Below are 21,470 nucleotides of genomic sequence, written 5' to 3' on the forward strand. Positions count from 1 at the left end.
AACAGTCCTTGCCGGCGCGGGCCATCGCGGCCCGCGCAAATGGGTTTACAGATCGTGGTGCAAATATTTCGCCTGCTTCGGCAAGCGCAGACTGAACAGGAAAGCCACTGCCATCATCGCCGTAACGTACCAGTAGAAGACGTTTTCCATACCGCCAGCCTTGAGGCTTAGCGCGACGAATTCCGCCGAACCACCGAAGATCGCGTTCGCCACCGCATACGCCAGGCCGACGCCGAGGGCGCGGACTTCCGGCGGGAACATTTCGGCTTTCACCAGACCACTGATCGAGGTGTAGAAACTGACGATGGCCAGCGCCACGGTTATCAGTAGGAACGCCAGGAACGGACTGCTGACACTTTTCAGGCTGAGCAGGATCGGCACGGTGAACAATGTACCGAGGGCGCCGAACCAGAGCATCGAACTGCGTCGGCCGATCTTGTCGGCGAGCATGCCGAACAGCGGCTGCATGCACATATAAAGGAAGAGCGCACCGGTCATGATGTAGCTCGCGGTCTTGGCGTGCATGCCGGCGGTGTTCACCAGGTATTTCTGCATGTACGTGGTGAACGTGTAGAAAATCAGCGAACCGCCAGCGGTGTAACCGAGCACGGTGATGAACGCGGCTTTGTGATCGCGGAACAACGCGCGGATGCTGCCGGCGTCCTTGTTCTCGCGCATTTCCTTGCTGGTGGTTTCTTTCAGCGAACGGCGCAGGAACAGCGAAATCAGCGCCGCCACCGCACCGACCACAAACGGAATCCGCCAGCCGTAGGCACGCAGGTCTTCTTCAGTGAGGAACTGTTGCAGCACCACCACCAACGACACCGCCAGCAATTGTCCGCCGATCAGCGTCACGTACTGGAACGAGGCAAAAAACCCGCGCTGGCCCTTGAGCGCAACTTCGCTCATGTAGGTCGCGGTGGTGCCGTACTCGCCGCCGACCGACAGGCCCTGCAGCAAACGTGCGAACAGCAACAGCACCGGCGCCCAGACGCCGATGTCCTTGTAAGTCGGCAGGCAGGCGATGAGCAACGAACCGAAGCACATCATCAGAATCGAGATCAGCATCGAGTTCTTGCGGCCGTGCTTGTCCGCCACCCGGCCAAAAATCCAGCCGCCAATCGGGCGCATCAGGAAGCCTGCGGCGAACACACCCGCGGTGTTGACCAGTTGTACGGTGGGATTGTCGGAGGGGAAAAACGCCGGGGCGAAGTAGATCGCGCAGAAGGCGTAGACGTAGAAGTCGAACCATTCGACGAGGTTGCCGGACGAAGCGCCGACAATCGCGAAAATGCGCTTGCTGCGCTCTTCGCCGGTGTAATGGGAGGTCTGGGTTGTCATTATTTTTTACTCAATAGGGACAGTGAGAGTCTAGACACACTTTGCAACAGTCCCGTTCCACAAGCTGGAACATCAAAAGATCGCAGCCTTCGGCAGCTCCTACAGAAAGCACGTTCCAAATGTAGGAGCTGCCGAAGGCTGCGATCTTTTGCTCTTGATCTCAATAATCGAAGAACACAGTCTCGGCCTCAGTGCCCTGCAAAATCACATTCCACTGATAAACTCCCGACGCATCCGGCTTGGCCAGCAACGTCGCACGACGTTCGGCCGGCACGCATTCGAGCAGCGGATCAGCAACGTTGGCCGGCTCACCCTCAAAGTAGATCCGCGTCAGCAAGTGCTTCACCAACCCACGGGCAAATACCAACACCACCAAGTGCGGCGCCTGGGTCGAGCCCTTCAGGCCCTCAACCGTACCCGGTTTGATCGTGGTGAAACGGAAACGCCCTTCGGCATCCACCGGCACTCGGCCAAAACCTTCGAAATGCGGATCGAGGGGTTTGTCCTGCTCGTCTTCCGGGTGGTCGTACTTGCCAGCGGCGTTGGCCTGCCACACTTCAAGCATGGCGTCGTTGACGACATCGCCGTTGCCGTCCACCACTTGACCGGTGATCGCCACGCGCTCGCCGAGGGTTTGTTCATTGGCGAGGTTTTCGCGGTTCAGCCAGGTCAGGCCGATGTGGTAATACGGCCCGACGGTGTGGGACGTGGTCGCAGTCAGCGTCATCTTATTTCTCCATCGGCGTGGCTTCACGCCCGCGCAGCACGATGTCCCAGCGATAACCGAGGGCGTAGGACGGAATGGTTTTTTCCAGATCGAAACTGGCGATCAGGCGTTCCTTGGCCGACGTGTCTGGCACGCAGTTGTAGATCGGGTCGTAGGCCAGCAGCGGATCGCCGGGAAAATACATCTGCGTCACCAGCCGGGTGAGGATGCTCGGCCCGAACAGCGAAAAGTGGATGTGCGCCGGGCGCCAGGCATTGTGGTGGTTGCCCCACGGGTAGGCGCCAGGCTTGATGGTCTGGAACTGGTACCAGCCGTCGGCATCGGTCACGGTGCGGCCGGTGCCGGTGAAGTTCGGGTCCAGCGGCGCGTCGTGCAGATCGCGCTTGTGGTTGTAGCGGCCGGCGGCGTTGGCCTGCCAGATCTCCACCAGAATCCCCGGCACCGGCAAACCGTTTTCGTCGAGCACACGGCCGTGAACGATGATGCGCTCACCCTGCGGCTCACCGTCGTGCTGGGCGGTCAGGTCGTTGTCCTTCTCGGCAACACGCTCGGCGCCGATGGTCGGACCGGTGATTTCCGACAGCGAATGCGGCAGAAACACCAACGGCTTCGATGGCGAGCGCAGATTGGTGGATTGATACGCCGGGTGCAGGTACTCAGGCTGGGTGCCTTCCTGCGGGCGACGGTAACCAGGCTTGTCAGACATTTCGCTTTCCTCTGTTCTTCTTCGTCACGGCTGCGTCAGACGCGTTCGATGGCCAGGGCCAGACCTTGGCCGACTCCGACGCACATGGTCGCCAGACCTTTCTTGCCACCAGTCTTTTCCAACTGATGCAGGGCGGTCAGCACCAGCCGTGCACCGCTCATGCCCAACGGGTGCCCCAAGGCAATCGCGCCGCCGTTCGGGTTGACCTGCGCGGCATCGTCCGCCAGCCCTAATTCACGCAGCACTGCCAGGCCTTGGCTGGCGAAGGCTTCGTTGAGTTCGATCACATCAAAATCACTGACCGCCACACCAAGGCGCTCGATAAGTTTGCGCACCGCCGGAACCGGGCCGATGCCCATAACCCGTGGCGCTACCCCGGCACTGGCCATGCCCAGCACTTTGGCGCGGGCAGTCAAACCGTGTTTTTTCACCGCATCAGCCGAGGCCAGAATCAGCGCGGCCGCGCCGTCGTTAACCCCGGAGGCATTGCCGGCGGTGACGGTTTTGTCCGGCCCGTTGACCGGTTTCAGTTTGCTCAGGGCTTCAATCGTGGTGTCGGCACGCGGATGTTCATCCTGGCTGACCACGGTTTCGCCCTTCTTGTGCGCAATCCGCACCTCGACGATTTCTTCGGCGAAGTAGCCGGCAGCCTGCGCGGCCGCAGTACGTTGCTGACTGCGCAGGGCGAAAGCGTCCTGATCCTCGCGGGAAATTTCATAGTCATCGGCAACGTTGTCGGCGGTCTGCGGCATCGCATCGACGCCGTACTGCGCCTTCATCAACGGGTTGATAAAACGCCAGCCGATGGTGGTGTCTTCCAGTTTCATGTTGCGCGAAAACGCCGCGTCAGCCTTGCCCATCACAAACGGCGCGCGGGACATCGACTCGACGCCGCCGGCAATCGCCAGTTCCATCTCGCCGCTGGCGATAGCACGGAACGCCGTACCAATTGCATCCATGCCCGAAGCGCAGAGGCGATTGAGGGTCACGCCCGGCACGGTTTCCGGCAGGCCCGCCAGCAGCAACGCCATGCGCGCGACGTTGCGGTTGTCTTCGCCGGCCTGGTTGGCGCAACCGAGGAACACCTCGTCGATTGCGGTCCAGTCCACCGATGGATTGCGTTCCATCAACGCCTTGATCGGCACGGCGGCCAGATCGTCGGCGCGCACGGTGGCCAGACCACCACCGAAACGGCCAATGGGGGTGCGAATCGCGTCGCAGATATAAACGTCACGCATCATGCTTCTCCTGGTGCCTGACCGTGGGCCGCCGCGGTGCGCGCTTCGAGATCGCGCAGCGCGGTCAGTTCGACTTCGCTCGGTTCGGCGGTGGTGTCGACGCTGTCGGCAAAACGGATGGCCCAACCGGTGGCGGCGACCACTTGCTCGCGGGTCACGCCGGGATGCAGCGCGGTGACCACGAACTCATGGGTGCCCTCTTCCGGCTCCATGATGCACAGGTCGGTGATGATGCCGACCGGACCAGCGCCCGGCAGGCCCAAGCGCTTGCGCGAATCACCGCCCTCGCCATGACCGACCGAGGTGATGAAATCGAGCTTGTCGACAAACGAGCGCGCCGACTGTTTGAGGATGATCAGTACGCTCTTCGCCGAACCGGCAATCTCCGGCGCGCCACCGGCACCCGGCAGCCTCACTTTCGGCGCGTGGTAGTCGCCGACCACGGTGGTGTTGATGTTGCCGAAACGGTCGACCTGCGCCGCGCCAAGAAAACCGACGTCGATGCGTCCACCCTGCAACCAATAGCGAAAAATCTCACCGGTCGGCACCACGGTGTCAGCGGTTTCCGCCAGTTCGCCGTCACCGATGGACAGCGGCAGCACGCTTGGCTTGGCGCCAATCGGGCCCGATTCGTAGATCAGCACCACGTCTGGCGACGAGGTCAGGCGTGCGAGGTTGGCGGCTTTGGATGGCAGGCCGATGCCGACGAAACACACCGAGCCGTTCTTCAGGCGACGGGCCGCGGCGACGGTCATCATTTCATTGGTGGTGTAAGTCATTACTTGGCCTCCGACGCAGCGGCCAACTTGGCCTGGAATTCGCTGAAATCAGCGCTGCCATGGATGTATTCGTTGATCCACGCAGTAAACGTCTCACGGTCGCGGGCGATCGGATCCCACGCCTGATAGAAACGGTTATCGCGCTCGTTGTAACCGTGGGCGTAGGACGGATGCGCGCCACCGGGTACGTGGCAAACCGCACTCAGGGCCCAGGTCGGCAGAACACAGGAATTCATCGGGGCATTAAGGTCATCGACAATTTCTTCGACGGTGACGATGCAGCGCTTGGCGGCCAGTGCGGCTTCCTTCTGCACACCGAGAATGCCCCACAGCAGCACGTTGCCTTTGCGGTCGGCTTTCTGCGCGTGGATCACCGTGACGTCCGGGCGCACCGATGGCACCGCCGCCAATACTTCACCGGTGAACGGGCAAGTGACGGACTTGATCAGCGGATTGACCTTCGGCAGGTCAGAACCTGCGTAGGCGCGCAGCACGGCGAACGGCAGGCCGGAAGCACCAGCCACATAGGCATTGGCCAGGTCAGCGTGGCTGTGTTCTTCGATTTCCAGCAGCTGCGGCCATTGCTTCTCGACCGCGTCGCGCAGACGGTGCAGCGAACCCACACCCGGGTTACCGCCCCAGGAGAAAATCAGTTTGCGCGCGCAACCTGCGCCGATCAGTTGGTCATAGATCAAGTCAGGCGTCATCCGCACCAGCGTCAGATCTTTCTTGCCCTGACGAATGATTTCATGACCCGCCGCCGTAGGGATCAGGTGAGTGAAGCCTTCGAGCGCGACGGTATCGCCGTCGTTGACGAACTGCTTCACCGCGTCGTGCAGCGAAAGGATCTCAGCCATGGAGCGGGCTCCCGTTTTTGTAGTGGATCGCCAGTGATAAAAAGGCGCGAGGTTCAGCGCCGGAGTCACTGAAGATTAAGCCTGTGAAAAACACCAAACAATCCGATAATCGACTGAGTGTTCGTTTATCGAACAGATTGTTGCCAGCCTATCGTTCTGTGTTGCCTGCAAAAGATCGCAGCCTTCGGCAGCTCCTACAGGGGTACGCATTCCCAATGCAGGAGCTGCGATCTTTTCGCTTCACACCAACCTGTCAGGTGGCATCCGCATGACTGACCACGCCCTTGATCACGACAGCAGCAGTCGCCAACGCCGCCGGAATCACCAACGCCGTCAACACCTGCTCAAAATTCCAGCCCAGACCCAGCAACGTCGCGCCCATCCACGCCCCGAGAATCGCGCCAAAACGGCCGATCCCGAGCATCCACGACACACCGGTCGCCCGACCCTGGGTCGGATAAAACCGCGCCGCCAGTGACGGCATTGCCGATTGCGCGCCGTTGACGCACATCCCCGCCACCAGCACCAACGTCGCCAGTATCGTGATGTTGCCCAGGCTCTGCCCCACCGCGTAGGCAAACACCCCGGCCAGCAGGTAGAAAGTGCCGATGACCTTGTGCGGATTGAACCGATCCATCGCCCAGCCTACGCCGACCGCGCTCAATACCCCGCCGAACTGGAACAACGCACCGATGAACGCTGCATGCTCCATGCTCGCGCCGCTGTCACGCATCAGCGTCGGCAGCCAACTGGTCAGCAGATAGACGATCACCAGGCCCATGAAATAGGTCAGCCACAACAATAAGGTGCCGGTGCTGTAGGTGCCGGAGAAAATCACCGCGAACACATTGCGTGCCTTGACGGTTTTCTGTTCCGGCACGCTGAAGCTCGAGGCCTGGGCGACGGTAACTGGATCGATCGGCGCCAGCGTCTTGCGCACTTTGTCAGTGCCACGGTTGCGCACCACCAGATAGCGCGCCGATTCCGGCAGCCAGAACACCAGCACCACGGTGAGAATCAGCGGCAGAATCCCGCCGATCAGCAACAGGCTGTGCCAGCCGAACGCCGGGATCAGCTTTGCCGAAATGAAGCCGCCACCGGCCATGCCGAGGTTGAAGCCGCAGAACATGCTGGTCACCAACAGCGACTTCTTGCGCTCCGGGGTGTACTCCGAGAGCAGCGTAGTGGCGTTGGGCATACCGGCGCCCAGACCCAACCCGGTGAGGAAACGCAGGACTAGGAGCTCTTCGATGTTGGTGGCGTAAGCCGAGGCCAGGCTAAACGCGCCGAACAGAAATACCGCCCCGACCAGCACGACTTTGCGCCCGAAGCGGTCAGCCAAAGGCCCGGAACCGAGTGCGCCGAAGACCATGCCGATCAACGCGGCGCTCATCACCGGGCCGAGGCTGGCGCGGTCGATGCCCCAATCCTGCGACAACGCCGGGGCAATAAAGCCCATCGCCGCAGTGTCGAGGCCATCTAGGAACACAATCAGGAAACACAGGATTACCACTCGCCACTGATAGCGCGAGATTGGTTGAGCATTGATGAAGGTCTGCACATCGAGGCAGTTACCCACAGCGGACTGAGGCTGGTTCATTATTTTTATTCCACGCAAAAAACGCAGTCGAACGGCGGCCGGCCAGAGAGCGGCACAGGCACAAGAATAGAAGGTCGGGATCAGGCGTTGCGTTGAATCCGGCAACAGCGATCAGAGCGGAGACAGTCGGGGAGCATGCGCATGGTGAGTTGCCTCTTGTCATTATTATGGGGGTCGGCAGTCCGGCGGGCTCATTCACATCGGCGCCGGATGACGCTGCCGCGACATTAATGATCCAAGGGTTTTAGCGTCAATTCGATAAACGCAACACTGTGCGTTTATCGAACAGCTTCATCAGGCAAACAGTTGTGCGCTGAGGTCGCGACTGGCGCTGAGCAGGCCCGGCAGAAAGCGCTGTTCCAGCTCGGTGCGGCTGACGCGACCGGCGTGGGTGCTGACGTTGAGCGCTGCCACCACTTGGCCCGAGGCGTCATAGACTGGTACGGCAATCGAGCGCAGGCCTTGTTCCAGTTCCTGATCGACAATGCACCAGCCCTGCTGCCGCACTTGCTGCAAGCATTCGAGCAAGGCGTCCGGGGTGTGAATCGTGCGACTGGTCTTGGCAACGAGTTCGGCGTGGTCGAGATATTCACCCAACGACGTGTCGTCCAGCGCCGCCAGCAGAATCCGCCCCATCGACGTGCAATACGCCGGCAGGCGCCCGCCCACCGACAGATCCACCGAGATTAAACGCTGGGTGGTCGCCGAACGGGCGATGTAAAGAATGTCGTCGCCCTCCAGCGTGGCCATGTTGCAGGCTTCGTGCAGTTGCTCGCTCATGCGGTCGAGGTACGGCTGGGCGGACACGGCCAGCGGCGTCGACGACAGATAAGCGTGGCCGAGGGTCAGTACTTTGGGCAGCAGCGAGTAGGTGCGACCGTCCGTGGTGGCGTAGCCGAGTTTGATCAAGGTGTGTAGGCAACGCCGCACGGCAGCGCGGGGAATTTCCGTACGGTGGCTGATCTGGGCGATGGTCAGGTGCCGTTTGCGCTCCTGAAATGCCTGAACCACCGCCAGGCCTCGGGCCAGCGAGGTCATGAAATCCGGATCCCCCGTCAGCGCCTGAATGCGTTTGGCCGGCGAGGCGACGATCGGCGGTGCCACGGAAGTGAAGGAGTTGCGCATTTGATCGTTCATTTCAGGTCCTTATCCGGCTCGGATCGATGGCTATACAATCGGCTCGCGGCGGGATGCACAAGGGTGGCGACGCGAAGATTGGGCGATTATCGAACCGCCGACCGATTATCGCAATCGGTCACGCGGCGGATAACCCTATCCCTCTCGACGTCTACTGAACTTCGACGGACCACGGAGTCAGCGCCTTAGTTGACCGACTAAATGACGCCAAAAACAGATCACTTCGTAAATAACGGTCTGTGCGCAGTTCAACTACCGATAAAAGTTGCGAGTAACAAAACAATCACACATCCAGAACCGTTTTTAACTTGGCAAAGATAGTCATTCCCGAATCGACCGCTATAATGCACCTCAGTGGGACCCCGTTTTGCAATACCGAGGTCGCCACCCGCTGACGCGATGTCCATCGCTGTCGGCCCCGGCCAGCGCCTGGCACTTATAGTCAATGTAACGCCAACGCTCGCTGAAACTGGAAACTGGAAACTGGAAACTGGAAACTGATGCTGCGTCAGTTTTAATCTGGTGCCGTAGCCGCCTGCTACACGCAAGTCTTGATCGTCTTGCCGATCCCAGCAACGCCTGTTCAGGTGTTGGCCTTCGGTAGATTCGCTCAATCGATTCGTTGCAGTGCGTTTCACCAGACATTTAACTCAACTCATACAGGTAGCACTGTGACGAAAGACGAACTGCGCGCGGAACTTGAGCGCCAGGAACAACGTTACAAGGAAGTTTACGGCGGGGAAGTCACCACCTACGCCGCTCAGCCCGAACCCGAACGCAAGGCGTGGCGTAAGCGCCCCACCGTTCAGGATCAGGTCTTCAAGCAGGAAATCGAAAAGATCGAAAAGGAACTCAAAGCCGAAGAGCCATGAGCCAACCGGTTTTGATATCCGAGGGTCAGTGCGCACCGTTTACAAGCGCGGTGTGACGATGATGCCCTGTGCGCCCGCTATCCGCGGGCAGCAGCCATTGCCCGTCCTACAGGGTGATAGGAAGCTTCTTACAGGTTTCATTTATATTTCAGACAAGCGTATGACCCCTTGTTTTATGGGTAAAAAACCCTGCCATCATGGGACTTCCCCAATAAAATCAGTAACTTGAAAGACCCTGCGCGCTGCTTGGTTTTAATGCGCTGCAACAAATTAATTCGAATAAGAGTGTTACTGATGAGCAGGTAGGGCATCGATTTCGAGACTTTTCTGGCATAATCGCGCCCCCTTACGACCGGGTCAGAAAACCTTCATGATCGATTTATTCAGCGGACTGGATGCTTGGGTGCTTGTGAGCCTCCTGCTCGCCCTGACATTCGTCCTCGCCTTCGAGTTCATCAATGGATTTCATGACACCGCTAACGCGGTAGCCACTGTTATCTACACCAAAGCCATGCCGCCGCACCTGGCGGTATTCTTTTCCGGCGTGTTCAACTTCCTCGGCGTTCTGCTGGGTGGCGTTGGCGTGGCGTATGCCATTGTCCATTTGCTGCCGGTTGAGCTGCTGATCAATGTGAACACCGGCCATGGCCTGGCGATGGTGTTCTCGTTGCTCGCCGCTGCAATCGCCTGGAACCTTGGCACCTGGTACTTCGGTATCCCGGCGTCCAGCTCGCACACCCTGATCGGTTCGATCCTCGGTGTCGGCCTGGCCAACGCCCTGATCAACGACATTCCGTTGGCCGATGGTGTGAACTGGCAGAAGGCGATCGACATCGGCGCCTCGCTGGTGTTCTCGCCAATGGCCGGTTTCCTGATCGCGGCGCTGGTGCTGATCGGTCTGAAATGGTGGCGCCCGCTGTCGAAGATGCACAAGACGCCGGAACAGCGCCGCAAACTCGACGACAAGAAGCACCCACCGTTCTGGAACCGTCTGGTTCTGGTGATCTCGGCCATGGCCGTAAGCTTCGTGCACGGCTCCAACGATGGTCAAAAAGGCATCGGCCTGATCATGCTGGTGCTGATCGGTATCGTACCTGCGCAGTTCGTCCTCGACCTGAACAGCACCACCTACCAGATCGAACGTACCCGCGACGCAACCCTGCACCTGAGCCAGTTCTACCAGCGCAATTCCGAATCCCTCGGTGAATTCCTGGCCCTGGGCAAGAGCGTAGAAGGCGACCTGCCGGAGAAATTCCGCTGCAACCCGCAGCAGACCGAACCGACCATCACTGCCCTGCTGCACACCCTTAAAGGTGTTGCGGACTATCACTCGCTGTCTTCGGACAGCCGTATTGAAGTCCGTCGCTACCTGCTGTGCCTGGACGACACTGCGAAGAAAGTCGGCAAGTTGCCTGGCCTGGAACCACGCGAAAAGGCTGACCTCGACAAACTGCGCAAAGACCTGACCACCACCACCGAATACGCCCCGTTCTGGGTGATTCTGGCGGTCGCTCTGGCCCTGGGCCTGGGCACCATGGTCGGCTGGAAACGCGTAGTACTGACCATCGGCGAGAAGATAGGCAAGCAAGGCATGACCTACTCGCAAGGCATGTCGGCGCAGATCACTACCGCGACCCTGATCGGTATGGCCAACATCTTCAGCCTGCCGGTGTCCACCACTCACGTCCTCTCCTCGGGCGTCGCCGGTACCATGGTTGCCAACAAGAGCGGCCTGCAAGGCGGGACGGTTCGCACCATTCTTCTGGCGTGGGTACTGACCTTGCCGGCGACCGTGGCACTGTCGGCCGGGTTGTTCTGGCTGGCGTCCAAGGCGCTGGGTAGCTGATAGATAGCTGGAAATGAAAAAGGCGCGATTCGAGAGGATCGCGCCTTTTTTTGGTCTGGAGGTTGGTTGGGGGTTGGGGGCATATCCGTTGCTGCGGGGGTTGCCTCTGGCGGTTTCGCCCTTACGGCGAGTCACCTTTTCCAAACGCCGAAAAGGTAACCCAAAAGGCTTTGCCCCGGCGTACGGCACTTCGCTGAGGCTCAGTGTTCCCTCGCTACGGTGTCCATCCGGGGGCATCGCCTACGGTTTGCTTCGCTGCACCTCCTCTCGATGTATGCGGCTACGCCGCACGGCGCTGCGCGCCTAACCCCCGGATGAACACCTCCGCTCGGCCTGCCGATGGGGCAACAAATCAAAAGCCAAAGCAAAAGCAAATCAAGAGCCGACCGTATGCTCCCCCACCACTCAACAGGATGAGCGTTAGCTCGGCTGAGCTTTTGATCTTCAGGCCCGTCGGCAGGCTGAGTGGAGGGATTGATCCGGGGGTGGGAGCGCAGCGACCGTTTGGCGAAGCCAAACACATCGAGAGGAGGTGCAGCGAAGCAAACCGGAGGCGATGCGCCCGGATCAATCGCGGAACGAAGGAACCCCGAGCCCCAGCGAGTGGGCCGAACGTCAGGGCACAGACCTTTGGTTACTTTGGGGCGTCTGCCAAAGTGACCCGCCGTAAGGGCGGAACCCTAAGAAGCCGTTATCGCAGCAACGGATAAAAACCCAAAACCCCAACAACCTGGTCGGCCCCCAAGCCGCCAAGGCAAAAAAAAAGGGCAACCGAAGTCGCCCAAAATGCCTTGCGTGCTCATCAATCCAGAAAGCGCGACCTACTTCTTACGCTTATTCGCATCCTTCCAGATAAAAAATCCAAACCCTGCAAAAAACAGAACCATGAGGCCAACGGTCAGCACTCCGGCAAAAACCACGTTATCGAAAAACATGACTGGCCTCCCGGCCCTGCTCTGCTGCGATGGAACTAAGTTAACCAAACACGCAGGCGCAACCATTGACCAGGATCAACTCCGGCCAACACAAAAACTAAAGGAGAGGAAATAACTGACCTGCATCAAAGGATGCAGGGGGAGATCAACGCTTTTTCGGCTTGTTTTTCGACTTTTTCTTGGCTTTTCCCAACGGCATCGCCTGCTCGAAGGCATTGCGCACTTCGTTCAAGCGCTTTTCTTTGATGTCATGTACGCGCTTGGCACGCTCAGCATTGAGGTCGATCAGTTTGTCGTCTTGGCTCATGGCAACACACATCGCTAAAAATAATCACAACTGCCGCGACAACGGCAGGACTGCGCCAATAATGCAGCCTGACGCCAGCGCTGACCAGTCGCCAGCACCAACGCTCTACATCAATTCATGTAAACGACGAATCTCAGATCTCGATATCGACCCACAAACCCTGACGCGGCTGATCTTCCATCAGCGGCACGACGGGCACGGTGTTGTCGGCATTGAGTTCGTTGCCGGGCACAGCGAGGTGTTCTTCGGGGTCTTCATCGGCTTCGCGGCGACGGCGATCACGTTCCTGCTGGCGACGCTGTTCTTCGCGCAGCAGCAAACCGTCCTCTTCAGGATCACGCTTTTGCAGATCGATCGTGCTTTCGTTTGAGCTTTCCTGCACCGGCACTACAGGAGGGATGTCCGGTCGCTGACGGATCGGATCCTGCTGGGAAGTGACTGGCACAACGCTCAAGGGGAGCATCGGTGGCAACATATAAGGGGTCTCCTGTCAGCAGGCTATCGGCTGCGGCGCAGGCGCCTTGAGCCACTGGTCGAAAATCTGTGACGCACTTGGCACCTGTAAGAGCTGCCGCAGGCTGCGATCTTTTAATGGGACAACACGGATTCCAAGTGTTCCCCCAGATCAAAAGATCGCAGCCTTCGGCAGCTCCTACCCCAGTATTCCTTTGGCCTCAGGGTCGCATTCCGTTAAGATAGCCCGCTTTTTCAAGGTGGGAGTCAGGCAGCATGGCGCAGCAGTATCAACCGGGGCAACGCTGGATCAGTGACAGCGAAGCAGAGCTTGGTTTAGGCACCGTTCTGGCACAGGACGGCCGCTTGTTGACCGTGCTTTACCCGGCCACTGGCGAAACCCGCCAGTACGCGCTACGGAATGCGCCCCTCACCCGCGTGCGGTTCTCGCCCGGTGACAGCATTACCCACTTCGAAGGCTGGAAGATGACCGTCCAGCAAGTCGACGACGTCGATGGCCTGATGGTCTATCACGGCCTCAACGCGCAGAACGAAGCCGTCACCCTGCCGGAAACCCAGCTGTCGAACTTCATTCAGTTCCGTCTGGCCAGCGACCGTCTGTTCGCCGGGCAGATCGACCCGCTGGCGTGGTTCTCCCTGCGCTACAACACCCTCGAACACACCAGCCGCCAGTTGCAATCCTCGCTCTGGGGCCTGGGCGGCGTGCGTGCGCAACCGATCGCGCACCAGTTGCACATCGCCCGTGAAGTCGCCGACCGCATCGCGCCGCGCGTATTGCTGGCGGACGAAGTGGGCCTGGGTAAAACCATCGAAGCCGGTCTGGTGATCCATCGCCAACTGCTCTCGGGCCGTGCCAATCGCGTGCTGATCCTGGTGCCGGAAAACCTTCAGCACCAGTGGCTGGTGGAGATGCGCCGCCGCTTCAACCTGCAAGTTGCGCTGTTCGACGAAGAGCGCTTCATCGAAAGCGATGCCGCCAACCCGTTCGAAGACACCCAACTGGCGCTGGTTGCGCTGGAGTGGCTGGTCGAAGACGAGAAAGCCCAGGACGCACTGTTCGCCGCCGGTTGGGACTTAATGGTGGTCGACGAAGCGCACCACCTGGTCTGGCACGAAGAAAAGGCCAGCCCCGAGTATTCGCTGGTCGAGCAACTTGCCGAAGTGATTCCCGGCGTGTTGCTGCTCACCGCAACCCCGGAACAACTGGGTCAGGACAGCCACTTCGCCCGTCTGCGCCTGCTTGATCCGAACCGTTTCCATGACCTGGCCGCTTTCCGCGCCGAGAGCGAAAACTATCGCCCGGTGGCCGAAGCCGTTCAGGAGCTGCTGGACAAAGGGCGCCTGTCGCCTGAAGCACACAAGACCATCCACGGTTTCCTCGGCAACGAAGGCGAAGCCCTGCTGACCGCGGTCAACGATGGCGACACCGAAGCCAGCGCCCGTCTCGTGCGTGAACTGCTCGACCGCCACGGCACCGGCCGCGTGCTGTTCCGTAACACCCGCGCCGCCGTGCAGGGTTTCCCGCAGCGCAATCTGCACCCGTACCCACTGCCGTGCCCGGACGAATACCTCGAACTGCCGCTGGGCGACCACGCCGAACTGTATCCGGAAGTCAGTTTCCAGGCGCAGCCGGACGCGAGCGAAGAAGAGCGCTGGTGGAAATTCGACCCACGCGTCGAGTGGCTGATCGATCAGCTGAAAATGCTCAAGCGCACCAAAGTGCTGGTGATCTGCGCCCACGCCGAAACTGCGATGGACCTGGAAGACGCCCTGCGCGTGCGTTCCGGCATACCGGCCACGGTGTTCCATGAAGGCATGAACATCCTTGAGCGTGACCGCGCCGCCGCCTACTTCGCCGACGAAGAATTTGGCGCGCAGGTACTGATCTGCTCGGAAATCGGCAGTGAAGGTCGCAACTTCCAGTTCGCACACCATTTGGTGCTGTTCGATCTGCCGGCGCACCCGGACTTGCTGGAACAGCGTATCGGTCGTCTCGACCGGATCGGTCAGAAGCACATCATCGAACTGCACGTGCCGTACCTGGAAACCAGCCCGCAAGAGCGCCTGTTCCAGTGGTATCACGAAGCGCTGAATGCGTTCCTCAACACGTGCCCGACCGGCAATGCCTTGCAGCATCAGTTCGGCCCGCGCCTGCTGCCGCTGCTCGAAGAAGCCGACGACAGCGAGTGGCAAGCACTGATCGACGAGGCGCGCACCGAGCGCGAACGTCTGGAACAGGAGCTGCACACCGGTCGTGACCGTCTGCTGGAACTCAACTCCGGCGGTTCGGGCGAAGGCGATCAGTTGGTCGAGGACATCCTCGAGCAAGACGATCAGTTCGCCCTGCCGATCTACATGGAAACCCTGTTCGATGCGTTTGGTATCGACAGCGAAGACCATTCGGAAAACGCCCTGATCCTCAAGCCGAGCGAGAAGATGCTCGACGCCAGCTTCCCGCTGGGCGACGACGAAGGCGTGACCATCACCTACGATCGCAACCAGGCGCTGTCGCGCGAAGACATGCAGTTCATCACCTGGGAACACCCGATGGTGCAGGGCGGCATGGATCTGGTGTTGTCCGGTTCGATGGGCAACACCGCCGTCGCGCTGATCAAGAACAAGGCGCTGAAACCGGGCACCGTGTTGCTGGAACTGCTCTACGTCAGCGAAGTGGTTGCCCCGCGTTCGCTGCAACTGGGCCGTTACCTGCCGCCGGCCGCCCTGCGCTGCCTGCTGGATGCCAACGGCAACGACTTGTCGTCACGCGTCTCGTTCGAGACGCTGAACGATCAGCTCGAAAGCGTGCCACGGGCCAGCGCCAACAAGTTCATCCAGGCCCAGCGCGATCAGCTGACGCCACGGATCAATGCCGGTGAAGAGAAGATCACTCCGCGTCACGCCGAGCGCGTGGCCGAGGCGCGTCGCCGTCTGGCGGCCGACACCGACGAAGAACTGGCGCGCCTGACCGCGCTGCAGGCGGTCAACCCGACCGTCCGTGACAGCGAACTGGTTGCGTTGCGCGAGCAGCGTGAGCAGGGCCTGGCGATGCTGGATAAGGCGGCGTTGCGCCTGGAAGCGATCCGGGTGTTGGTGGCGGGTTAAACCGCCCTCCTTCACCGCTAAAAAACAAAAAGGCCCGCAGCGATGCGGGCCTTTTGTTATCTCAAAAGCAAAGCAAAAGATCGCAGCCTTCGGCAGCTCCTACATTGGAATGTGTGCACCCTGTAGGAGCTGCCGAAGGCTGCGATCTTTTGATCTTAAGCCGTTGCCGCTACAACCTCTGGCTCAACCACAGCCACCAACCCCTCCTTCATCCGCTGCGCATCGCGCACAAAACACCGCGCCGCCAAAAACAGAAACACCATGGTCAGCAGCAGCGCCACCGGAATCAGGTACATCGCGTCATGCAACCCGACAGCCTTGAACGCTTCGGTCATCTGCTGCGCTCCGGCCGCCAGCATCGCCGTATGCGCGAAATGATCCGACAACGCACCCACCACCACTGGCCCCAAGCCCCCGCCCAGCAAATACAGCCCGGCAAAGAACAACGCCATCGCCGTGGCCCGCAGGCGCGGTTCGACCACGTCCTGAATCGCCGTGTACACGCAGGTGTAGAAGTTGTAGGCAAACAGCCAACCCAGGCTGAACACCGCAACAAACAGACCAATCTCGATCCGCCCGGCATGCAGTGCCCAAGCCGTGCACACAGTCGAGATAATCAGGCTGAATGCGGCAAACAACAGACGACCGTTAGCCACCCGCTGATGAATCTTGTCGGCAATCCAGCCGCCGAGGGTCAGGCCGACCAGGCCAGTCACACCAACGATCACACCGGTCGCCACCGCCGCTTCCTGCAACGGCATCAGGAAATAACGCTGCAGCATCGGCACCAGAAACGAGTTGCAGGCATAAGTGGCAAAGTTGAAGCAAAGCCCCGCCATCACTAGCCACAGGAAAGTCGGCACAGCGAGGATCCGGCGGATCGGCTTGTCGACTTTCTCCTGCGACACCTGCACGCTTTCCGCCGCGCCGCGCTTAGGCTCCTTGATGAAAAACATGAATACCGCCAGCAGCAAGCCCGGCACGGCGGCGATAAAAAATGGCGCGCGCCAGCTGTCGAACGCCTTGACCATCCAGCCGATGGTGAAGAATGCCAGCAACAATCCCAATGGCAGCCCCAACATGAAAATGCCCATGGCCCGTGCCCGACGATGGGCCGGGAACAGATCGCCGATCAGCGAGTTGGCGGCCGGCGCATAGCTGGCTTCACCAATGCCGATGCCCATGCGCACGATCAGGAAACTCCAGAAACTGCCGACCAACCCGTTGACGGCGGTCAACGCACTCCACGTCGCCAGCCCCCAACCCATCAGCTTGCTGCGTGAACCCGTGTCAGCCATGCGCCCAAGCGGCAACCCGGCAATCGCGTAAACAATGGTGAACGCCGTACCGACGATGCCCAGCTGAAAGTCGCTGAGGTGCCATTCCATGCGGATCGGTTCGATGATGATCGCCGGGATGGTGCGGTCGAAGAAGTTGAACAGGTTGGCAAGGAACAGCAGGAACAGAATGCGCCAGGCATTCGCCGCTTGGGTCGAGTTCTGCATGGGTCCGTCTCTTTATTGTTATGGGGCTTCACTGCCAACGCATCCGAGCCCGGAACCTGCAATCTAGTCAGCGCGGTGGCGGCTGTCTGTGATCATTCGTCTGCTTGATATAGGGCAATGTCACTGTAACGAAACGTAAGCCCTTGATAAGTCTGAAATCCCCGTGAATCCGGGGCTTTTGCGGCAAAACCTTGCCACAAAAAAATAGTTTCAAGCCCCCCTTCCCATTGCCGTTGCGAAGCCTAGAATGGCCGCCGGATCCGTCCGGATCTCCCGATCAATCCCTTTGATACCCTCCCCAATGTCCGAAGTCAGTCCGTGTCTGAATTGCGGTGCCTGCTGTTCCCATTTTCGCGTGTCTTTTTTCTGGGGTGAATGTGCTTCGTCCGGGGGCACAGTACCCGATGAGCTGGTGACCCAAATCTCTCCCAGCCGGGTGGCGATGAACGGCACCGACTGCAAATCGCCGCGATGCACCGCATTGGAGGGTGACGTTGGCAGCACCGTCAGCTGTTCGATTTATGACAAACGCTCCAGCGCCTGCCGTGAATTCGAGTCGTCTTGGGAAAACGGCGAGCAGAATGTCGATTGCGACAAGGCGCGCGCCCGTTTCGGGCTGCCCCCCTTGCAACCGGACTGGGCCGAAATCCCCTTTGAGAAGAGCGCCTGACCCTTAGCGCCAATCGCTATGACGCTAATGCCGAAATCATTAGCGCCAATGTGCCACTATCGCTTGCTCTCCGAAAACCGCCTCTATACTTTTGTCTTCAGCCAGCGTTAACCGCGCGGTAAGGACTTCAGAGACGGGGCGTGCTATGGAGTGGCTTGGTTTGCAGTTTGTTACCGAGCTGCCAGAGAGCGGGCAGGTCATTCTTGATTGCACACACAACCCCTTGCTGGTGCTGGTGGCCTATCTGGTTGCCTGCGCAGCGAGTTTTGCCACCCTCGATATGGCCGAGCGGGTTGCCCACGCCGACGACCCGAGTTCACAGCGATTGTGGCGCTGGATAGGCGCTACCTGCCTGGCCGGCGGCATCTGGGCCATGCATTTCATCGGCATGCTCGCCTTTCAGGCGCCGATTGAAATCCAGTACGACCTGCCGATCACCCTGTTTTCCCTGTTGATCGCGCTGCTCGCCTCGTGGCTGGCGATGTATACGCTGAGCCATGCGCAGCCAAGTCTGATGCTCTACCTGAAAACCGCACTGCTCATCGGCCTCGGTATCGCCGGCATGCATTACGTGGGTATGGCCGCCATGCAATCGCGCGCCACTGCGTACTACGAACCGTCCCTGTTTGCGCTGTCGATTGCGATCGCCATCGGTGCCAGTTTCGCCGCGCTGTGGGTAGCCGGTTACCTGCGCGAAGGCAGTGGCATGGCTCATCAACTGCTCAAATACAGCGCAGCGCTGATTCTCGGCGCGGGCATTTTCAGTATGCATTTCACCGGGATGGCGGCACTGCAACTGGTGTTGCCCGAGGGCAGCCTGCCCGCGACGCCGGTCGATACCAGCCAGCTGCAACTGGGCCTGACGGTCGCGCTGATCATCCTGCTGATTCTGAGCAGCGCGATCAGCGCGGCGCTGTCCGACAAGAAACTGCAGAACAAGGAAAACGACCTGCGCCGCGTCAACGCCCTGCTCAGCCAACTTGATCAGGCGCGCATGGCGCTGCAACAAGTGGCCAACTACGACGCCCTGACCAACCTGATCAACCGCCGCGGCTTCAATCAGATCTTTGCCGAGAAGCTCAGCCAGAAAACCACCGAAGGCGGTATGCTCGCGGTGATGTTTCTCGACATCGACCACTTCAAACGCATCAATGACAGCCTCGGCCACGACGCCGGCGATGCCCTGCTCAAGGTCATCGCCAGTCACATCAAAGGTTCAGTGCGCAGCCACGAAGACGTGGTCGCACGTTTCGGCGGTGACGAGTTCTGCATCCTGATCAGCCTGCGCGACCGCGAAGAGGCGCGCAACATGGCCCAGCGCATCATGACCAAGATGAAGGAGCCCATAGAACTGGCCGGACGCCGCATGGTGATGACCACCAGCATCGGCATCAGTCTGTTTCCTGAAGATGGCAGCACCTGCGAAGAACTGCTCAAGCACGCCGATCTGGCGCTGTATCAATCCAAGGGCGCCGGGCGCAATGGCCTGCACTTTTTCAGTTCCAGCCTGAAAAACCGCGCGACCCTCGAATTGCAACTCGAAGAAGAACTGCGCCACGCACTGCGCGAAGAAAACGGCCTGATGCTGTATTACCAACCGATCTTTGAACTGAAAACCGGTCGGGTGACCAAGCTCGAAGCGCTGATCCGCTGGCAGCATCCGACTCGTGGTCTGCTGACGCCTGACGCTTTTATCAGCATCGCGGAAAGCAACGGCCTCATTGCCGAACTCGACAACTGGGTGCTGCGCCGGGCCTGCAAGGACCTGGGCGAGCTGTCGAAACATGGCTGCGAAGAACTGAAAATCGCCTGGAACTGCTCGCCGTTGAATCTGGCTCGCGATGAACTGGCCGACGAAATCGAACATGCGCTGCGTACCGCTGGCGTCGCTCCGGAACGACTGGAACTGGAAGTCACCGAAAATGCCTTGATGGGCAATATCGCCAATACCCTGGTGCTGTTACGGCAGATCCGCGCCCTCGGCGTGTCGCTGTCGATCGACGACTTCGGCACCGGCTACTCGTCACTGGCTTACCTCAAGCGCTTGCCACTCAACACGCTGAAGATTGACCGTTCGTTCATTCTCGACATTCCCACCGCGACGGCAGACATGGAGATCGTCCAGGCGATCATCGTCATGGCCCACACCCTGCACTTGCAGGTGGTCACCGAAGGCGTCGAAAGCCTGGAGCAGTACGAATTCCTCGAACGCTCGGGTTGCGATTTCATTCAGGGTTACCTGCTCAGCCGCCCGGTGCCGCTGGACGAGCTGCGCCCGGTGCTGGAAGAAATCAATCAGCGCAAACATTCACTTACGGTCAATCCGTTGATTCTGGCGCGCGGTACATTTGCACCAGTGTCGCTGGATCCTTCGCCAAAAAACCCTGCGCCCCATGCAGGCGCATCAGTTGTGCGGCCAATCCGCTGATCGGCGTGGCCGAACCTTGCTCGCGGGAGAATTTCACGGCGGTGTCGAGATCCTTGAGCAGCGTGCGCACGTGCCACTTCACCGGTTCGAAACGACTCTCGGCCATTTGCGGGGCGAGGATCTGCAACGGTTTCGAATCGGCAAAACCACCGGCCAACGCTTCTGCGATCAAGCTCGCATCGACCCCCGCCTGCTCGGCCAGTGCCACCACTTCGGCGATCACCAGTGCATTGCAGGCGACGATCATCTGATTGCAGGCCTTGGTCACTTGACCGGCCCCCACGCCGCCCATGTGCGTGACGCGCTGACCAAGATTGAGCAGCACCGAGCGTACGCGCTCAAGATCTGCCGCCTCACCACCGACCATGATCGCCAAACTGCCAGCCTCGGCACCAACCACCCCGCCCGACACCGGAGAGTCGAGCCAGGCCATGCCGGTTTGACTCAATAATTGCGCGGCCATCTCACGAGTGGCCGTGGGTTCGAGACTGGAAAAATCCACCAGCAACTGGCCACCCTTCGCGCCCTCGGCGACACCGGCCGGGCCAAATACCACCTCGCGCACCACGGCGGTATCCGCCAGGCACAGCATCACCACGTCGGCGTGTTCGCACAGCTCAGAAGGGCTGGCGACCAGTCGGGCCCCGGCCGCGACCAGTGGCTCGCACTTGGCCGGATTGCGGTTCCACACCGTCAGCGGATAACCCGCCGCCAGCAGGCGTCGGCACATCGGCAGGCCCATCAGGCCGATTCCGGCAAATCCCAACGAAGGTAGCGATGACATCATTTAGCCTCCTTTTGATTAAAGATCGCCGAATAATGGCCGATTCATCAACGATCAGGAAAGGATTCCCCCGAGCGACAGTCAGGCCAAGTCCCTGAAGCCCGGGCCAAATTCGCGCAAAAAAGACGCGAGATCTTATTCCGTGAGGTTCGCTGACATTCA

18 protein-coding genes are annotated in these 21,470 nt (G+C 59.9%); 5 read left to right on the forward strand and 13 right to left on the reverse strand.

Annotated elements, in window-relative coordinates; all coding sequences use genetic code 11:
• Window positions 1-45: 45 nt before the first annotated feature.
• From ICA16_RS15675 to pcaR, 8 genes are all read right to left on the reverse strand, one after another.
• A complete protein-coding gene (locus ICA16_RS15675) occupies window positions 46-1,341 on the reverse strand; it encodes an MFS family transporter (protein ID WP_150617615.1) in 1,296 nt (431 codons plus the stop codon).
• A 160-nt stretch (window positions 1,342-1,501) separates the two neighbouring features.
• Entirely contained in the window at window positions 1,502-2,068 is a 567-nt protein-coding gene (gene pcaG / locus ICA16_RS15680) for a protocatechuate 3,4-dioxygenase subunit alpha (protein WP_150617614.1), read from the reverse strand.
• Between the two features lies 1 nt (window position 2,069).
• Window positions 2,070-2,774: a protocatechuate 3,4-dioxygenase subunit beta gene (gene pcaH, locus ICA16_RS15685; protein WP_210700979.1), complete on the reverse strand. Its 705-nt coding sequence runs from the start codon at window positions 2,772-2,774 to the stop codon at window positions 2,070-2,072.
• A 35-nt stretch (window positions 2,775-2,809) separates the two neighbouring features.
• Entirely contained in the window at window positions 2,810-4,015 is a 1,206-nt protein-coding gene (gene pcaF / locus ICA16_RS15690; protein WP_191627713.1) for a 3-oxoadipyl-CoA thiolase, read from the reverse strand.
• Window positions 4,012-4,791: a CoA-transferase subunit beta gene (locus ICA16_RS15695; RefSeq protein ID WP_150617612.1), complete on the reverse strand. Its 780-nt coding sequence runs from the start codon at window positions 4,789-4,791 to the stop codon at window positions 4,012-4,014. The genes pcaF and ICA16_RS15695 overlap by 4 nt, the downstream gene beginning before the upstream one ends.
• Window positions 4,791-5,648 (reverse strand): CoA transferase subunit A, encoded by an 858-nt coding sequence (locus ICA16_RS15700; RefSeq protein WP_210700980.1) that lies wholly within the window; start codon window positions 5,646-5,648, stop codon window positions 4,791-4,793. The genes ICA16_RS15695 and ICA16_RS15700 overlap by 1 nt, the downstream gene beginning before the upstream one ends.
• A gap of 253 nt (window positions 5,649-5,901) precedes the next feature.
• The gene (gene pcaK / locus ICA16_RS15705) at window positions 5,902-7,248 is read right to left on the reverse strand and encodes a 4-hydroxybenzoate transporter PcaK (protein ID WP_210700981.1); all 1,347 of its coding nucleotides are present in this window, start codon (window positions 7,246-7,248) and stop codon (window positions 5,902-5,904) included.
• A gap of 294 nt (window positions 7,249-7,542) precedes the next feature.
• Window positions 7,543-8,385, reverse strand: a complete 843-nt coding sequence (pcaR, locus tag ICA16_RS15710; RefSeq protein ID WP_042558002.1) for a pca regulon transcriptional regulator PcaR — start codon at window positions 8,383-8,385, stop codon at window positions 7,543-7,545.
• 671 nt (window positions 8,386-9,056) lie between these two features.
• Here pcaR and ICA16_RS15715 point away from each other — a divergent pair.
• Together ICA16_RS15715 and ICA16_RS15720 are read left to right on the forward strand one after the other, a co-directional pair.
• On the forward strand, window positions 9,057-9,257 hold the full coding sequence (locus tag ICA16_RS15715; RefSeq protein ID WP_008080067.1) for a hypothetical protein: 201 nt from the start codon (window positions 9,057-9,059) through the stop codon (window positions 9,255-9,257).
• A 370-nt stretch (window positions 9,258-9,627) separates the two neighbouring features.
• Window positions 9,628-11,103 carry an inorganic phosphate transporter gene (locus tag ICA16_RS15720; protein WP_150604918.1) on the forward strand — a complete coding sequence of 492 codons (1,476 nt, stop codon included), beginning with the start codon at window positions 9,628-9,630 and terminating at the stop codon, window positions 11,101-11,103.
• 821 nt (window positions 11,104-11,924) lie between these two features.
• Here ICA16_RS15720 and ccoM read toward each other — a convergent pair.
• The 3 genes from ccoM to ICA16_RS15730 form a co-directional block, all read right to left on the reverse strand.
• Entirely contained in the window at window positions 11,925-12,038 is a 114-nt protein-coding gene (gene ccoM, locus ICA16_RS28335) for a cytochrome c oxidase subunit CcoM (protein WP_003222396.1), read from the reverse strand.
• Between the two features lie 145 nt (window positions 12,039-12,183).
• Complete coding sequence (locus ICA16_RS15725) at window positions 12,184-12,345, reverse strand: hypothetical protein (protein ID WP_191626498.1); 162 nt, start codon at window positions 12,343-12,345, stop codon at window positions 12,184-12,186.
• A 133-nt stretch (window positions 12,346-12,478) separates the two neighbouring features.
• Window positions 12,479-12,820: an aspartate-semialdehyde dehydrogenase gene (locus tag ICA16_RS15730; RefSeq protein ID WP_150604919.1), complete on the reverse strand. Its 342-nt coding sequence runs from the start codon at window positions 12,818-12,820 to the stop codon at window positions 12,479-12,481.
• 254 nt (window positions 12,821-13,074) lie between these two features.
• Here ICA16_RS15730 and rapA point away from each other — a divergent pair, with 254 nt between their 5' ends.
• Window positions 13,075-15,921 carry an RNA polymerase-associated protein RapA gene (gene rapA / locus ICA16_RS15735; protein ID WP_210700982.1) on the forward strand — a complete coding sequence of 949 codons (2,847 nt, stop codon included), beginning with the start codon at window positions 13,075-13,077 and terminating at the stop codon, window positions 15,919-15,921.
• A gap of 155 nt (window positions 15,922-16,076) precedes the next feature.
• Here the strand turns inward: rapA and ICA16_RS15740 are convergent, their stop codons facing one another.
• Entirely contained in the window at window positions 16,077-17,426 is a 1,350-nt protein-coding gene (locus ICA16_RS15740; protein WP_210553808.1) for a spinster family MFS transporter, read from the reverse strand.
• 301 nt (window positions 17,427-17,727) lie between these two features.
• Here ICA16_RS15740 and ICA16_RS15745 point away from each other — a divergent pair, with 301 nt between their 5' ends.
• Together ICA16_RS15745 and ICA16_RS15750 are read left to right on the forward strand one after the other, a co-directional pair.
• On the forward strand, window positions 17,728-18,096 hold the full coding sequence (locus ICA16_RS15745; RefSeq protein WP_150604922.1) for a YkgJ family cysteine cluster protein: 369 nt from the start codon (window positions 17,728-17,730) through the stop codon (window positions 18,094-18,096).
• 145 nt (window positions 18,097-18,241) lie between these two features.
• Entirely contained in the window at window positions 18,242-20,524 is a 2,283-nt protein-coding gene (locus ICA16_RS15750) for a putative bifunctional diguanylate cyclase/phosphodiesterase (RefSeq protein WP_210700983.1), read from the forward strand.
• Here the strand turns inward: ICA16_RS15750 and ICA16_RS15755 are convergent.
• The gene (locus ICA16_RS15755; RefSeq protein ID WP_210700984.1) at window positions 20,415-21,311 is read right to left on the reverse strand and encodes an NAD(P)-dependent oxidoreductase; all 897 of its coding nucleotides are present in this window, start codon (window positions 21,309-21,311) and stop codon (window positions 20,415-20,417) included. The genes ICA16_RS15750 and ICA16_RS15755 overlap by 110 nt on opposite strands.
• Between the last annotated feature and the right edge of the window lie 159 nt (window positions 21,312-21,470).

This window comes from Pseudomonas anatoliensis, assembly GCF_017976235.1.
Lineage (GTDB): Bacteria > Pseudomonadota > Gammaproteobacteria > Pseudomonadales > Pseudomonadaceae > Aquipseudomonas > Aquipseudomonas anatoliensis.

What these genes read in the sequence shown, in the direction of transcription:
- rapA (WP_210700982.1), top strand. Translation starts at nt 13,075, where the DNA reads ATGGCGCAGCAGTATCAACCGGGGCAACGCTGGATCAGTGACAGCGAA.
- ICA16_RS15740 (WP_210553808.1), bottom strand. Translation starts at nt 17,426, where the DNA reads ATGCAGAACTCGACCCAAGCGGCGAATGCCTGGCGCATTCTGTTCCTG.
- ICA16_RS15745 (WP_150604922.1), top strand. Translation starts at nt 17,728, where the DNA reads ATGTCCGAAGTCAGTCCGTGTCTGAATTGCGGTGCCTGCTGTTCCCAT.
- ICA16_RS15755 (WP_210700984.1), bottom strand. Translation starts at nt 21,311, where the DNA reads ATGATGTCATCGCTACCTTCGTTGGGATTTGCCGGAATCGGCCTGATG.
- ICA16_RS15720 (WP_150604918.1), top strand. Translation starts at nt 9,628, where the DNA reads ATGATCGATTTATTCAGCGGACTGGATGCTTGGGTGCTTGTGAGCCTC.
- ICA16_RS15700 (WP_210700980.1), bottom strand. Translation starts at nt 5,648, where the DNA reads ATGGCTGAGATCCTTTCGCTGCACGACGCGGTGAAGCAGTTCGTCAAC.
- ICA16_RS15725 (WP_191626498.1), bottom strand. Translation starts at nt 12,345, where the DNA reads ATGAGCCAAGACGACAAACTGATCGACCTCAATGCTGAGCGTGCCAAG.
- pcaH (WP_210700979.1), bottom strand. Translation starts at nt 2,774, where the DNA reads ATGTCTGACAAGCCTGGTTACCGTCGCCCGCAGGAAGGCACCCAGCCT.
- ICA16_RS15730 (WP_150604919.1), bottom strand. Translation starts at nt 12,820, where the DNA reads ATGTTGCCACCGATGCTCCCCTTGAGCGTTGTGCCAGTCACTTCCCAG.
- pcaF (WP_191627713.1), bottom strand. Translation starts at nt 4,015, where the DNA reads ATGATGCGTGACGTTTATATCTGCGACGCGATTCGCACCCCCATTGGC.
- pcaG (WP_150617614.1), bottom strand. Translation starts at nt 2,068, where the DNA reads ATGACGCTGACTGCGACCACGTCCCACACCGTCGGGCCGTATTACCAC.
- ccoM (WP_003222396.1), bottom strand. Translation starts at nt 12,038, where the DNA reads ATGTTTTTCGATAACGTGGTTTTTGCCGGAGTGCTGACCGTTGGCCTC.
- ICA16_RS15750 (WP_210700983.1), top strand. Translation starts at nt 18,242, where the DNA reads ATGGAGTGGCTTGGTTTGCAGTTTGTTACCGAGCTGCCAGAGAGCGGG.
- ICA16_RS15695 (WP_150617612.1), bottom strand. Translation starts at nt 4,791, where the DNA reads ATGACTTACACCACCAATGAAATGATGACCGTCGCCGCGGCCCGTCGC.
- pcaR (WP_042558002.1), bottom strand. Translation starts at nt 8,385, where the DNA reads ATGAACGATCAAATGCGCAACTCCTTCACTTCCGTGGCACCGCCGATC.
- ICA16_RS15675 (WP_150617615.1), bottom strand. Translation starts at nt 1,341, where the DNA reads ATGACAACCCAGACCTCCCATTACACCGGCGAAGAGCGCAGCAAGCGC.
- pcaK (WP_210700981.1), bottom strand. Translation starts at nt 7,248, where the DNA reads ATGAACCAGCCTCAGTCCGCTGTGGGTAACTGCCTCGATGTGCAGACC.